We start from the raw sequence: 14,618 nt of genomic DNA, 5'->3' as shown, positions 1-14,618 counted from the left end.
ATTATCACCAAGTAGGCTTGAGGAGCAATGGTTAAGCTGTTTATACGGGTTTACTACCTAATGTTTTAAGCCACTGTTCAAAGTCTAATAAATTTGCAGGCAGAATTACCTTTCTACTTTTATCGCTTAAACCTGACAGCTTACTGAGGTATTGTTCGTTCAACTGCATTTGAATTGCTTGATCGCCACCAGGTTGTTCTATCGCTTTAGCCACTTTTTCAATGGCATTACCCGTTGCTGTCGCAATAGCTAAAATTTCAGCGGCTTTACCTTCCGCACTGTTAATTCTGCGTTGTTTCTCACCTTCCGAAATATTGATCATTTCGGTCATTTCACCTTCAGAACGATTTATTCTACTTTCTTTTTCGCCCAAACTTTTTGCTAAAATAGCGCGTTTTTCACGTTCAGCATTCACTTGTAATTCCATCGCGTTAGTTACCGTTAATGGAGGTGAAATGTTTTTTATTTCATAACGATGAACGCGTATTCCCCAGAGTTCTCCGGCTTTATCTAATACTTCGACTACTTTAGCACTGATAATATCGCGTTCTTCGAAGGTACGATCTAAATCTAAAGTGCCAATGACTGAACGGGTTGTGGTTTGAGCTAACTGCATGGCAGCAAAACGATAGTCAGTGATGCCGTAACTTGCTTTTAAAGGGTCAGTAACCTGTATATAGATAACCCCATCAACTTCGACATTCACTTCATCTTTTGAAAAGCATTCTTGAGGAGGGACATTTATGGTTTCTTCTTTTAAATCTTGTATAAACGCAACGCGGTCAATAAAAGGTAATAAAACATGAAATCCTGCCTCAAGGGTACAGCGATATTTACCTAATCGCTCAATCACGTACGCTGATTTTGTAGGTACTAAGCAAATAGCCTGAATAAATTTATAGGCTAAGTATAAAAAAATAGCGGCCCAAATACCTAGTACAATGAGATCTAATTGTGAAATATTATTGGGGATCATTTCGTCACTCCTTGTACGTTTTGCGTCACTTTATCCATACCTTCAAAAAAACCTTCAAGTTTTGCAAGCTCGGTAGGTAAAACGGAAACATCGGCGGTTTTCAATATATCACCAGTTTGTTGAATAAATTGTTCTAATAAGCGCATTCTAATCGCTTTATCACCGCAGGGTTTTGATGCCGCATTGGCAATTAATGAAATCCCTTCAGCCGTCGCTTGGGTTAAAATTTCAATTTCTTCTGCACGCCCATGTGCCTCGTTTATTTGACGTTGTTTGTCACCTTCCGATAAATTGATGGCCTCTTGTCGTTGACCTTCGGATAAGTTAATGGTTGATTCTTTTTCAGCAAGCGCTAAGGTGATTTCTGCTCTTTTTTGTCGTTCAGCCTCCATCTGTTTTTCTAAGGTATGAATAACATTGTCAGACGGGGTAATATTTCTTAGTTCGTAACGTAGTACTTTAATACCCCAAGGATCAGAAGCTTTGTCAATTTCACGAACAATGGTTTCATTGAGCGTATCACGCTCTGAAAAGGTTTGGCTTAAATTTAATTTACCGATTTCACTTCGCATGGTGGTTTGAGCTAAATTGATGCTGGCACGCTTATAGTCTTCAATACCATAACTTGCTTTTGCACCATCCATTACTTGAATATACACTAAGCCATCGACATTAATTTGAATGTTATCTCTTGAAATACAGCTTTGAGCAGGAATATCTAGTACTTGCTCGCGTGTTTCATGACGGTAAGCGACACGATCGATAAATGGAATAAGAAAATGGATTCCAGGTTCCATAACCGCACGAAATTTTCCGAGGCGTTCTATCACACAAACTTCTTTCATTTGTACAATCAACACCAACTTTACCACAATAAAAAGTAACGCAAGCAGTGCGAAAGTAAGCGTGGCTAACATAAAAACCCTCCAGGTTTTAAGGTAGAAGTAAAATTAAAAATTAGACGTTATTTAATTGGTTCAACAACTAAAGAGATGTTATCTTTGCAAACGATAGTGGCTTGGCAGCCAGCTGGAATTTCAGAACCGTCACTTAGTGCTGTCCAAGATGTTCCTTGAAACGAAACTCTACCGGCATGTGTACCGGGGCCAATATTTTCGGTCACTACAACTTTTTTGCCATAGATATCGAGTTCCTCATAAATGTTGCCAATGGTTTGCTCGCCTTTGAAGAACTTTTCGGTGAAAAAATAAAGCACAAACAGCAGCACAGTTGCGCTAATAAACCAAGCGGTGAGAGTTAATACCCAAGTATCAAGAATGTTTTGTTGTACGCCAATGGCAACAAGTAAAGAGGCGATGCCAAGATTCAGTAAAATTCCGCCAGGTATAAAAATTTCAAGGCAAGAGAATAAAATTGCAAGTACAATCCACGTTTCAAAATACAAAATATATTCCACTACTCACTCCTTGTTTTCTAGCTGGAAAATCGTCGCCTATGATAGACAAGTTATACCAATTCGCATAAAGATTAAGTCAGTTTAGAGCGATGTCAGAGGTGGGAGAATAAGCGAAACGTGTGCAGGTATAGTTGTTCTACATCAAACACGTTTTGCGCAATTATCGCGCCTCTAATACGCTCCCAAAGGGCGAGTTTAAACGCTTCATAGCCTGTGTTGTTGATTTTGAAAAGGGAATAACCACTCTCTGCAATCAACGCCGTGCCTCTAAAGCGTTTAATTCTCGCTGAATGACCGAATATTTATGCGAATTGGTATTAACCCTAGTATAACGTAAAAAAAATGTTTCACTAGTGTAATTTAAACGTTATTGTTTTTTTAGCTAAGATAACGAAGTGTCACTATATCAAGTGTTTATGAATATACGTTACACCGACCGTAAAATAGGGGCGAACACAAGTGATAGTCGGTTACAACAAATTGTTTGCAACTCATACCAAAAAGCCGACAATTTGTCGGCTTTTGTTTTTGCATTTTATTTAAAGCAACTTAAAAGCTGGGTAGCATCCCTTGAGGGATAAGTGAGTTTAAATCTGCTTCAGCAATAATACCGGATGCTTCAGCAATATCCGGAGCAAAATAACGGTCTTTATCATAATAAGCGACATACTCACGTAAAATAGCTTTAGCTTGCTCGATAACAGTTGAGCTTTTCAGTGGTGCTCTAAAGTCAAGGCCTTGTGCGGCAGCAAGATACTCAACGGCAAGCACACCATTGGTGTTTTCTGCCATATCTGTAAGTCGACGTCCGGCAAAAGCTGCCATTGATACATGATCTTCTTGATTAGCAGAGGTTGGCAAACTATCAACAGATGCCGGGTGGGCAAGTGACTTGTTTTCCGATGCAAGCGCCGCTGAGGTAACTTGTGCGATCATAAAGCCAGAATTAACCCCGCCATTTTCGACTAAAAATGGTGGTAACTTACTTAAGTTTGCATCAATTAATAATGCCATTCTGCGTTCAGATAGCGAACCAATTTCTGCAATAGCGAGTGCTAAGTTATCTGCTGCCATTGCAACAGGTTCTGCGTGGAAGTTGCCAGCAGAAATAAAGTCACCTTCATTAGCAAATACTAGCGGGTTGTCAGTCACCCCATTTGCTTCCACCAACAATACGTCTGCAGCTTGGCGAATTTGTGTTAAACAAGCGCCCATGACCTGTGGCTGGCAGCGTAGAGAGTATGGGTCTTGCACTTTTTCACATTCAAAGTGAGATTGACCAATTTGAGAGTCATCACCTAACACGTGACGATATGCAGTTGCCGCATCAATTTGTCCTTGCTGCCCACGCACTTGATGTACTCTATCGTCAAATGGGGCGCGAGAGCCCAGTGCAGCTTCTACGGTCATTGAACCAATCGTTATACCCGCAGCATATAAATCTTCCGCTAAAAATAACCCTTCCAAAGCAAATGTAGTCGATGCTTGTGTGCCATTTAATAGCGCTAAACCTTCTTTAGCTGCAAGTGTAATAGGTTGTAAACCAGCAATTTCTAATCCTTCTTTAGCTGAAATTACTTGATCTTGATAAGACATTTCTCCTTCACCTAATAAAGGTAGCACCATGTGAGACAATGGTGCCAGGTCTCCAGAGGCACCAACAGAACCCTTCTTAGGTACACACGGGTAAACCTCAGCATTGAGTAATGTAATTAACGCTTGAATCACCTCTAGTCTAATGCCTGAAAAGCCACGAGCTAATGAATTAATTTTCAAGACCATCATTAAACGAACAGTAGCATCTTCCATGTATTCGCCAAAACCGGCAGAATGAGATAAAACAATAGAACGTTGTAAAAGTTCTAACTCATCTTTTTTGATGCGGGTATTTGCTAACAAGCCAAAGCCAGTGTTGATACCGTATACGACTTGATTTTTCTCTATAACTTCTTGTACTGCCGCGGCACTTTTATTGATGTTGTCAAAGGCACTTTCGTCTAATGCATACTCAATACCATCATAACGGCTTACTGCACGTAGTGCTGTTAATGTTAGCTGACCTGGCACTATGGTTAATTGATTCATGATTAAGCTCCTCTCTTACCGTTTGCGCCATCAACCATGGGTAGATCTAGGCCTTGTTCTTTTGCACAATTTATCGCAATGTCATAGCCAGCGTCAGCATGACGCATGACACCGGTACCAGGATCATTCCATAAAACACGAGCGATACGTTTTTCTGCTGCGTCTGTACCGTCAGCAACGATAACAACACCAGCATGTTGGCTAAAGCCCATGCCTACACCACCACCATGATGTAAACTTACCCAAGTAGCGCCCCCCGAAGTGGATAATAATGCGTTTAATAATGGCCAGTCTGAAACGGCATCTGAACCGTCCATCATACTCTCTGTTTCACGATTTGGAGATGCAACAGAGCCTGAATCTAAGTGATCTCGACCAATAACAACAGGGGCTTTAAGTTCACCATTTTTTACCATTTCATTGAAAGCAACAGCAAGACGAGCGCGATCTTTCAAACCAACCCAGCAGATCCTAGCGGGCAAACCTTGAAAAGCAATACGCTCTCGCGCCATATCCAACCAGTTATGTAAATGAGGGTCATTGGGAATTAATTCTTTTACTTTTTGATCTGTTTTGTAAATATCTTCAGGATCACCAGATAATGCAACCCAACGGAATGGGCCAATACCTTCACAGAATAAAGGTCGTATATAGGCAGGTACAAAACCAGGAAAATCAAAGGCATTCTTGACGCCTTCCTCAAGTGCCATTTGACGAATGTTGTTTCCGTAATCGGTAGTCGCAGCGCCTGCAGATTGCATGGCTAACATTGCTTGTACTTGAACGGCCATCGATAATTTCGCCGCTTTTACAACGGCTGCTTCATCTTTTTGACGCATTTCAGCGGCATATTCCATGCTCCAACCTTGTGGAAGATAGCCATTTAGTGGGTCATGAGCAGATGTTTGATCGGTGACAACATCAGGGGTAATGCCACGTTTAACTAATTCAGGATAAACGTCTGCTGCATTACCAACTAAGCCTACTGAGATTGCTTCGCCTTTTGCACAAGCGTTATTGATGATCGACAATGCTTCATCTAAGTCTGTTGCTTTTACATCAACATATCGAGTATTCAAGCGGAAGTCGATGCGTGATTCATCACATTCAACAACAAGCGCGGAAAAACCAGCCATGGTTGCAGCAAGCGGTTGTGCACCACCCATGCCACCTAAACCACCAGTTAATACCCATTTCCCGGTTGCATCACCATTAAAGTGCTGTTTAGCCATCGCAACAAAGGTTTCATAGGTTCCTTGAACAATCCCTTGAGAGCCGATGTAAATCCATGAACCAGCGGTCATCTGGCCATACATCATCAAGCCTTGTTTATCTAACTCATTGAAGTGCTCCCAATTGCCCCAATTAGGTACAAGATTCGAGTTTGCAATAAGCACTCTAGGTGCATCAGCATGGGTGCGAAAAACACCGACTGGTTTGCCAGATTGCACCAGTAAGGTTTCATCATCTTCAAGGCGGTCTAACGTTTCTACAATTTTGTCATAACATTGCCAATCACGAGCAGCGCGGCCAATTCCACCATACACAACTAATGATTGTGGATGTTCGGCAACTTCATCATCTAAGTTATTCATTAGCATGCGTTTTGCTGCTTCAGTTAACCAGCTTTTTGCGGTTATTTCACTGCCACGTGCAGCACGAATTTTTCGAGTAGTATCTAATCTATTGTCGATAGTCATGGTTTTTTCCAAACGATTGAGTGCGTTAAAAAGTTAAATGGCTGCCAAGGCGATATTTATCACCAGGTGCCGTTAATGTTGCTAAGCTCACTACGCCTTGACTTGACCAAGTACGACGCTTTACTTGTAAGCAAGGGGTGCTTGGTGCTATTTCGAGTAATGTGCAGTTTTCTGGTGCAGCAAGTACTGCTTCTATTTCGTGTGTTGCCTCTGTTAAAGGCGCTTCATTTGATAAATATTCATGTGGTGTAATGTTAGCGAAGTCTTGCAATAAGTATTCAGGCACTAATCGTGGGTTAACAAACCGTTGTTCGAGTTGAATAGGTTGTTTATTTTCAAGATGTAACACTTCAGAGTAGAATGCACGTTCTCCTTGTTTCATGCCTAGCAGTATTGCAAGTTCTTCGGTTACATCAACGGTGGTTAATTGAAGTTGCATTGCCTGATGTTCGTGTCCACGTTCGCCTATTTCATCAGCGATATTCCGAATTTCTAACACAGATGATTGTGATTTAAATGTAGCAACAAAAGTACCCGCACCTTGAGTACGTACTAACAAACCTTGTTCCGTTAGTTCTTGTAAAGCTCTTCTTGCGGTCATACGACTCACTGAAAATTGCTCAGCAAGTTCATTTTCTGAAGGAACTTTGCTATGTTGCTGCCAAACACCTGATTCAATATTTTGGCAGATATGCTCTTTTATGACGGTAAACTTAGCGGCTTTTGCTTGACTCATGATGGCTTCACCTAAACACTGTAAATTAATAGTAGAACTATATCTTGTATATACAATCTCATGTTTTATTGAATGGGTCAATAGTTGTATATACAAGTTTGCAATGTCTTTGTTTATTCGTTAGAGTTGCGACAATTAAAAATGTATTGTTGAGAATGTTATGAGCTTTAATGTTGCGAGTTGGCAAACCCTTTTTATCCATGTAAATATTGCCACGATGTCACAAGGTGGCGAAAACTATGGCGAAATAAAAAATGCAGCTTTGGCGATCGCACAAGGGAAAATTGCATGGCTTGGTACGATGGAAAGCTTACCTGCTTATGACGTCAATAATGTAGATGTCATCGATGGCCATGATCAATGGTTAACGCCAGGGTTAATAGACTGTCATACTCACTTGGTTTACGGCGGAAACCGTGCCAATGAATTTGAAATGCGCTTACAAGGTGCGAGTTATGAACAAATTGCTAATGCTGGCGGTGGTATTGTTTCTACCGTATCTGCAACAAGAATAGCTTCTGAAGAACAATTGCTTAATAGTGCATTACCCCGACTAAAAGCACTACATAACGAAGGTGTCACCACCGTCGAAATCAAATCGGGTTATGGTTTAGATACTGAAAATGAAATAAAAATGCTAAGGGTGGCTACAGCGCTTGCGAAGCATTTACCTGTTACCGTAAAACGCACGTTTCTTGGCGCTCATGCGTTACCTGTTGAATATAAAAACATGCCTGATGAATATGTTGAACTTGTTTGCAAAGAGATGCTGCCGAAAGTTTCACAAGAAAAGCTCGCTGATGCTGTGGATGTGTTTTGTGAACATATTGGTTTTTCTAAAGTGCAAACTGAAAAGGTTTTTCAGGCTGCTAAACAGGCGAATTTACCCGTAAAAATACATGCAGAACAGCTTTCGAATTTAGGTGGCACTGAATTAGCGGCAAGTTTTCATGCGTTATCAGCTGATCATATTGAATACTTAGACGAGCAGGGCATCAAAGCCATGAAGGAAAGTGGAATGACCGCCGTGTTATTGCCGGGGGCATTTTATTTTTTAAGAGAAACTCAACAACCACCGATAGATTTACTGCGTAAATATAATGTGCCTATGGCAATAGCGACGGACGAAAATCCAGGCTCATCACCCATAAATTCTCTGCAATTAATGTTACATATGGCTTGTACATTGTTTCGTTTAACACCAAGTGAAGCGCTTGCTGGAGTGACATGCAATGGTGCAAATGCGCTTGGCATTGCTGACTCGAAGGGGAAGCTTGAAGTTGGCTATGATGCGGATATAGCGATGTGGAATATTCAGCAACCTGCAGAGCTTTGTTATCAATATGGTGTAAACCCTTTGACATTACTTGTAAAAGCGGGGAATACTGTTCTTTCTCGCTAATTTGCGTACTAATAATACAACGATTAGTATTGTTAAGCTTACTTTTGCTCCGGCTTGCTGTTGAAAGGTGTCTATGGTGATGATTGCTAATCGTTTTATTTTGCTGTTAATGATGCTTATTTTAGCGCCTTATGCCTTTGCAGCAGACAGTTTGTTCGTTGCTACTTTCCAGTTTTTTCATCTTATTATTGCTTTAGTCGTCGGAGCACTACTCGCATTATTGTTAATGCAACTCATAGCCTACGGCAAAAGGCGTCAAATTCGTCAAACAAAACACTTAGCTACTACACAGACTTTTGCTCGAGATGCGGTCACGAATTTACCTGTAATGCAGCGTGGCTTAACAGTGCTTAAAAACGTAATAAAAGAAAAAGGCGCAAATAATATCGCGGTTATCGTTTTTAAACCGGTAAATTTTGATCAAGTGAATGATGTGCTTGGCCACCAAAACTCTGATCTAATACTGCTTCAATTTGCTTATAAAATGCAGCAAGGTTTGCAAGATAAAGCGTTATTAATCAATTTGGGGAATGATCAAAATGAGCAAATAAAATTGTGTCGTTTACAAGGGTTAGAATTTGCTGTGCTTGTTGATAAAAGTGCTTTTCAACATCCTGAAAAAATAGTTCTTGAAGATTTATGTCAAACATTAATTAATATTGTGCCTAAAGCGATAAGTGTGAAAAGTTGCTCGTTAAATTTTGAATTAATGCTAGGTATTTGTTCTGGCAACTCGCAGCATCATGCCTCAAGTATGATGACAGATGCGTGCGATGCACTATCACTTGCTGAACGCACGGGGGAAACGTTCCGCTATTATGAAACGAGTCATGCTATACATAGCAAACGTCAACTTGCTCTTATGGAAAAATTACGCCAATGTCATCAACGAGGTGAGTTAACATCACTTATTCAGCCACAAGTATCTTTCATTCAAGATAAAATCATCGGTTTTGAGATGAAACTTGATTGGCGTAAACATGTTGATGAAAAGTTATCACAAGCAGAGTTTGAACAATTAGCATCATATAGCAACGTATTATATCCATTGACTAAAATGTTATTTAGCGATGCCTTTGAAATCCTCGCATTAACCAAAGCGAATGGTATAACGGCGACGGTTTCGGTGAACTTAAGTAGTGGTGCGTTATTAGAAACTGAACTTGCTGACTTTATTGCACTGCAAGCAGAACAAAATGACATACCGTTAAACCAGCTTATTGTCGAGTTACACGAAAAGGTATTACTGAGTAATGCCTACAGAGCGCGCATGATGATAGATCAATTAAAGGCGCTCGGTGCTAACATTTCAGTAGATGAATTTTCAGGCAGCTATGAAGCGTTAAAGTATTTGCGTCGAGCATCAGTTTATCAAGTGAAAATTGATTGCAGTCATATTGATGATATAGCAGGTTATCGGGTTGATAAAACGATAGTGAATGCGTTGATAAATTTGATCAGGAAAATGGACATTTCAGTAGTAGGGAAAGGTATCGATAAATTATCATTGAAAGAAAATTTTGTCGCTATTGGTGGAGATACCGCTCAAGGAAACATTATTCACCCTGGTTTACAAAAAGAACAAATTATAGATTGGTGTGTTAGCTGGCAAAACAAAGCCAAACAGCTGGGTTAGTTAGTATCAATTAAATTGACATTACTCTATATCCAGAGGTTCAGGCGATAAAATGATACCGGTATTGTCGGCATATATATGATCATCGGGTAAAAATGTAACACTGCCAAAATTGATTGGAAGATCTGTTTCGCCATGCGCTTCGTCGCTTGCACCGACAGGTATTGCAACTAAACCTTGAATACCTAAGTCGATATCTTCTAATAAGTCGACATCTCTGACACTACCAAAACACACAATACCTTCCCAGTTGTTTTTTGCAGCAGCTTCAGCGATATAGCCATCGATCAGTGCACGTCGTGTGGAGCCGCCACCATCAATCACTAATACTTTGCCGGTGCCATCCGTTTCAACCATCTGTGAAATTAAGCCATTTGTTTCAAAACACTTAACTGTAACTACTTGACCTCCAAAAGAACTTCTACCACCGTAATTACAAAATAGAGGTTCTACTACGTCAATTACATCGGCATACAAATTACATAATTCTGAGGTGTTGTATTCCACGGGTGAGTCCTTTTGTGGTTAATGATCTTACGTTAGCGTTTAGTATACAGGGCTTACGACACTTAACAAGTCGACAACAGAAATTGCACTTGTAATCAAATGTAAAAGTCGATTTAATGCGTTAATTCAAAGTAAAGACAAATTAGGTAATAGTGTAGTGATGCCAGAGAGCACATATACGGTAGGCTTTTTGTACACGTTTCAAATGTGTACTTCATTCGTGCTGGCATTTTTTCTTTATGAATATTTTAAGGATGTTGATAAAGGTTTTGTGAAATATTGGGGGCTTGCTTTTACGGGGTTAGCGGTAAAATACCTAGCACTAGCATGTCAAAATTTCACGCCACATATTGCAGATACAGCGTGGCTTAAAGTTATCATAGCGTTTATTACGCAAATTGGCGCTTACACATTCGCGTTATTTTTTATCTTAGGGTTTTTAGCCGCACTCAAGAAGTCTCCTATTATTTTTAAGCATCAATGTTGGTTACTCGGTTTGGTGCTTACGTTTTCTTTAGCGACATCTTTTGTTTTTGCTTTTGACGTAAACGCTGCATTTAATCGTTTTTATATACGGATAAGCTTATTAGATTTCATTTTATCTGGGGTGTTTCTCGCTGTTGCTATTTTATTGATGAATAGTCAAAAACGTTTTTTAGCTGCGAAGGTGATGGTTGTTATTTGCTTACTGTTTAGCGCCCGTTATCTGATTTGTTCATTTTTGACTGTGGTGATGCTGCGTGAAAATAATTTCGCTCAGATAGAACTTATTTTTCGTTATTTTGATTTTGCTTGTTATACCCTATTGGGTGTTAATTTGATGATATGGATGCAAGGTGCTGAGAGAAGTGCTGCGGAAGTAGCGATAAATCGTGCTAAATATATGGGTAAACACGATTTGCTTACTGGTGCATTAAATCGTGAACAAGTGATTGAAAACATTCCATTAGCCATATCAACAGCAACCGATAAAAATCTCAAACTAGCAATTTATTTAATTGATTTAAAAAGGTTTAAATTTATTAATGATACCTACGGTTTGAAAATAGGAGATTTAGTGCTTGGTAAGGTTGCTAAGCGCTTAAAACAAAGTGTGTTATTACCGCAAGTGATTGGTCGAATCAGTGGTGACTCTTTTGTTTTTGCGATTGAAATAGGTGATGAAGGGCAACTAGAAAAAGCGGCTCAACATTTACATGATGTGATCTCTCGCGCTTATCGTGTTAACAACCAAGAAATACACCTTCAAGCGAGTGTTGGCTACTGCTTAGCGCCTAGTGACGGCGATGAAGCAGAAAACTTATTGCATAAAGCCAATTTAGCGCTGTTTCGCGCAGAAAATAAAAATATTCCAAGCTTACGCTATTCTGCTGGTATGCAAGCAGATGGTAGCCATTTACCTGCGGCAGAGAAAGCGATTAGATTAGGAATACAGCGAAAACAGTTTGTATTGTATTTTCAACCACAATTAAATTTAGTTTCTAACCGCATTGAAGGCGTGGAAGCGCTCGTACGTTGGCAACATCCTGAAAAGGGGTTATTGCAGCCCGATAGCTTTTTGCCAGATTTTGAGGCTCTTGGCCTGAATAGTGTACTCGATGGTTATGTGTTAGAGCTTGCTTGTCAAAAACTAGCTAACTGGTATCAAAGCTTTAAACGACGTTTAACCATTGCTGTTAATGTTAGTGCGGCTGAGTTCCAAGACCCTGCCTTAGTATCAAAAATACAAGGGTTGCTGGTTAAATATCAGGTTCCTTCAAAGTATCTTGAGTTAGAAATCACTGAAAATGTTGTGATCACAGATATAGAGTCTGCGATGGATACCATTGTCACGCTGCAAAATATGGGGATTAAAGTTTCTATTGATGACTTTGGTACAGGTTATTCCTCTTTGTCTTATTTGCGTGATCTGCCGATAGACAAAATAAAAATAGATCGTAGCTTTATTACCGATTTCGCTCGCAATGACTCTGACTTAACTATTGTTAAGTCGATGATCAAATTGTCTCATGGTTTAGGTAAACGTGTATTGGCAGAAGGGGTTGAGAATCAAGATCAACTTGCACTCTTAAGAAAACTTGGCTGTGATGCAGTGCAAGGCTTTTATATCAATCGTCCGTTGACAGAAGAAAAACTAGTCAGTCAATTTTCTCGTCGCGAATAAAATTGTACATAATTATAAAAAGCACTTACATTTTTCTCTCTTTTGCCGATAGGGTCTATACTTACCTTGAACAAGTTTTACCAATAAAGGGTTGTATATATGTTGATCAAACATAAGCTAATCGCCAATACCACAATACTTGGCTTAGCAATGGTTTTTATGCTGCTGTTAATTTCGTATACCGAGTCATCTTTAGAAAAAGATATAACAGTTGCCAGAACTATCGGAAATATTGAGGTATCCGTTTTACAACTACGACGCCATGAGAAGGATTTTCTTGCCCGTAAAGATTTAAAATATAAAGAAAAATTTGAAAATACTTATCAGAAACTCGTGAGTGATATTAATCAGCTCGAACAGTCTTTAATAGAAGAGAACCCGCCTGAAATTGGTAGTATGCGCCGTGTTATGGCGGATTATGAACAACATTTCACCAATATGCTTGAGGCTCAGCAACGTATAGGGCTTAATCCGAAAGATGGATTGTATGGTAAGTTGCGCGCTGCGGTTCATAATGTTGAGTCACTTATCGGTGATAAAGATCATCAAATGTTAAGCGTGATGTTGCAACTTCGTCGGAATGAAAAAGACTTTATGCTACGTTTAGACGATAAATATGTAACGCGATGGAACAATAATGCACAAAAGTTCACCAATTATGTTAATAGTAGCGATTTAGCTGAAAATACAAAGCAGCAAATTATTGATAGTTTAGCGGTATACCAAATTTCTTTTAAGGCGTTAACTGATGCTCAGCGTGAATTAGGTTTTAAAGCAGATTTAGGCTTGTTAGGCAAAATGCGCGCAGCCGTTCATCAAGTAGATGAAAACTTATTATCATTACTCAATACCAGTAAAGCATTGGTAGATCAACATACTGATTTTGTGGGTAAAGTGGCGGTGGCTGTTTTTTCTTTTGTTCTCCTTATTGCGGTTGCTTTCACATATTACATGAGTAAGTCTATTTTAGATGGTGTAAACAATCTGAAAAATACCATGAACCGTGTTGCTGAAACGAAAGATCTTTCCATTATTGTAGAAACCAAAGATAAAGATGAACTTTCAGAAGTTGCTCGGGTATTCAACACTATGATCGCCAGTTTCAGAAATTTAATAGTAGAAGTGAATCACTCTGTTAGTACTGTTAATACGGCAACTCGTAGTTTGTCTGAAAATATTCATCGGGCGAATGAAGGTGTTGATACGCAAGTACAACAAACGGACTTAGTGGCAACTGCGGTAACAGAAATGGTTGCAACAGTGGAAGAGATCGCAAAAAATACTCATGAGGCCGCTGACAAAGCCGAAACTACTCACGAAAATGCTCAAGCCGGAAAAACAGGTGTCGATTCGACCATAGGTCAAATAGATCATTTATCTGATACATTATTAGAGTCAGAAAATGTCGTCAAAGAACTAGCCAAAGACAGTGATACGATAGGTTCGGTATTAGATGTTATTCGTGGCATTGCTGAGCAAACAAACTTACTCGCGTTAAATGCAGCTATCGAGGCCGCTCGCGCAGGCGAACAAGGGAGAGGCTTTGCAGTAGTAGCTGATGAAGTAAGAACGTTAGCGAGTCGCACGCAAGATTCAACACAAGAAATTGAAACAATAATAAACTCGCTGCAAATGCGTACAAAAGATATTGTAACTCATATGGCTGCATGTAGAACGCAAGGACAAGAAAGTGCGGAACAAGCAGCATCAGCGGGTAAAATGCTAGTAGAGATTACTCAAGATGTTTCAACGATTATGGATATGAATACAGCCATTGCAAGTGCTATTCAGCAACAAAGCACTGTTGCTCAAGAAGTTAATGAGCACGTTGTTATGATCCGCGATGTTGCAGAAGAGGCTGGTCAAGCGGCTATCCAAAATGCACAAATGAGTGAAGAGGTATCACAACAAGCGCAAGTACTTGATAAAGAAGTTAATCAGTTTAGTGTGTAATTGGTTTTTCACTTTATTTTAATCGCATAGACGAAAAAGCCA

Annotated in this window: 11 protein-coding genes; 4 read left to right on the top strand and 7 right to left on the bottom strand. The window is 39.7% G+C overall.

Annotated elements, in window-relative coordinates:
• Positions 1–40 precede the first annotated feature (40 nt).
• The 6 genes from QUE72_RS15960 to hutC form a co-directional block, all read right to left on the bottom strand.
• Positions 41–976, bottom strand: a complete 936-nt coding sequence (locus tag QUE72_RS15960) for an SPFH domain-containing protein (protein WP_074495217.1) — start codon at positions 974–976, stop codon at positions 41–43.
• Positions 973–1,893, bottom strand: a complete 921-nt coding sequence (locus QUE72_RS15955) for an SPFH domain-containing protein (RefSeq protein ID WP_286270088.1) — start codon at positions 1,891–1,893, stop codon at positions 973–975. Before QUE72_RS15955 ends, QUE72_RS15960 begins: the two co-directional genes overlap by 4 nt.
• Before the next feature lie 47 nt (positions 1,894–1,940).
• Positions 1,941–2,393 carry an NfeD family protein gene (locus QUE72_RS15950; protein ID WP_286270087.1) on the bottom strand — a complete coding sequence of 151 codons (453 nt, stop codon included), beginning with the start codon at positions 2,391–2,393 and terminating at the stop codon, positions 1,941–1,943.
• A gap of 549 nt (positions 2,394–2,942) precedes the next feature.
• Complete coding sequence (hutH, locus tag QUE72_RS15945) at positions 2,943–4,478, bottom strand: histidine ammonia-lyase (protein ID WP_074495224.1); 1,536 nt, start codon at positions 4,476–4,478, stop codon at positions 2,943–2,945.
• A 2-nt stretch (positions 4,479–4,480) separates the two neighbouring features.
• On the bottom strand, positions 4,481–6,172 hold the full coding sequence (gene hutU, locus QUE72_RS15940; RefSeq protein ID WP_217693801.1) for a urocanate hydratase: 1,692 nt from the start codon (positions 6,170–6,172) through the stop codon (positions 4,481–4,483).
• 31 nt (positions 6,173–6,203) lie between these two features.
• A complete protein-coding gene (gene hutC / locus QUE72_RS15935; protein WP_074495229.1) occupies positions 6,204–6,914 on the bottom strand; it encodes a histidine utilization repressor in 711 nt (236 codons plus the stop codon).
• A 160-nt stretch (positions 6,915–7,074) separates the two neighbouring features.
• On the opposite strand from hutC, the gene hutI reads away from it, so the two are divergent.
• Both hutI and QUE72_RS15925 read left to right on the top strand, forming a co-directional pair.
• Entirely contained in the window at positions 7,075–8,316 is a 1,242-nt protein-coding gene (gene hutI / locus QUE72_RS15930; protein WP_286270080.1) for an imidazolonepropionase, read from the top strand.
• A 79-nt stretch (positions 8,317–8,395) separates the two neighbouring features.
• Positions 8,396–9,952 (top strand): EAL domain-containing protein, encoded by a 1,557-nt coding sequence (locus QUE72_RS15925; protein WP_286270079.1) that lies wholly within the window; start codon positions 8,396–8,398, stop codon positions 9,950–9,952.
• A gap of 21 nt (positions 9,953–9,973) precedes the next feature.
• On the opposite strand, the gene rraA is transcribed toward QUE72_RS15925, so the two are convergent.
• Positions 9,974–10,459, bottom strand: coding sequence for a ribonuclease E activity regulator RraA (gene rraA / locus QUE72_RS15920; RefSeq protein ID WP_286270078.1), 486 nt, complete (start codon positions 10,457–10,459; stop codon positions 9,974–9,976).
• Positions 10,460–10,619: 160 nt separating this feature from the next.
• Between rraA and QUE72_RS15915 the strand changes: the two genes are divergently transcribed.
• Positions 10,620–12,623 (top strand): putative bifunctional diguanylate cyclase/phosphodiesterase, encoded by a 2,004-nt coding sequence (locus tag QUE72_RS15915; RefSeq protein ID WP_286270077.1) that lies wholly within the window; start codon positions 10,620–10,622, stop codon positions 12,621–12,623.
• Positions 12,624–12,722: 99 nt separating this feature from the next.
• Positions 12,723–14,576 carry a methyl-accepting chemotaxis protein gene (locus QUE72_RS15910; protein ID WP_286270075.1) on the top strand — a complete coding sequence of 618 codons (1,854 nt, stop codon included), beginning with the start codon at positions 12,723–12,725 and terminating at the stop codon, positions 14,574–14,576.
• Positions 14,577–14,618: the final 42 nt, after the last annotated feature.

The organism is Thalassotalea hakodatensis (genome assembly GCF_030295995.1).
GTDB lineage: Bacteria > Pseudomonadota > Gammaproteobacteria > Enterobacterales > Alteromonadaceae > Thalassotalea_C > Thalassotalea_C hakodatensis.
This window is presented reverse-complemented; position numbering and strand designations above follow the sequence as displayed.

Excerpts from the sequence above, each read along its gene's own strand:
- QUE72_RS15955 (WP_286270088.1), bottom strand. The coding sequence starts at position 1,893 with ATGTTAGCCACGCTTACTTTCGCACTGCTTGCGTTACTTTTTATTGTG.
- QUE72_RS15960 (WP_074495217.1), bottom strand. The coding sequence starts at position 976 with ATGATCCCCAATAATATTTCACAATTAGATCTCATTGTACTAGGTATT.
- hutI (WP_286270080.1), top strand. The coding sequence starts at position 7,075 with ATGAGCTTTAATGTTGCGAGTTGGCAAACCCTTTTTATCCATGTAAAT.
- QUE72_RS15910 (WP_286270075.1), top strand. The coding sequence starts at position 12,723 with ATGTTGATCAAACATAAGCTAATCGCCAATACCACAATACTTGGCTTA.
- QUE72_RS15925 (WP_286270079.1), top strand. The coding sequence starts at position 8,396 with ATGATTGCTAATCGTTTTATTTTGCTGTTAATGATGCTTATTTTAGCG.
- hutC (WP_074495229.1), bottom strand. The coding sequence starts at position 6,914 with ATGAGTCAAGCAAAAGCCGCTAAGTTTACCGTCATAAAAGAGCATATC.
- QUE72_RS15915 (WP_286270077.1), top strand. The coding sequence starts at position 10,620 with ATGCCAGAGAGCACATATACGGTAGGCTTTTTGTACACGTTTCAAATG.
- hutH (WP_074495224.1), bottom strand. The coding sequence starts at position 4,478 with ATGAATCAATTAACCATAGTGCCAGGTCAGCTAACATTAACAGCACTA.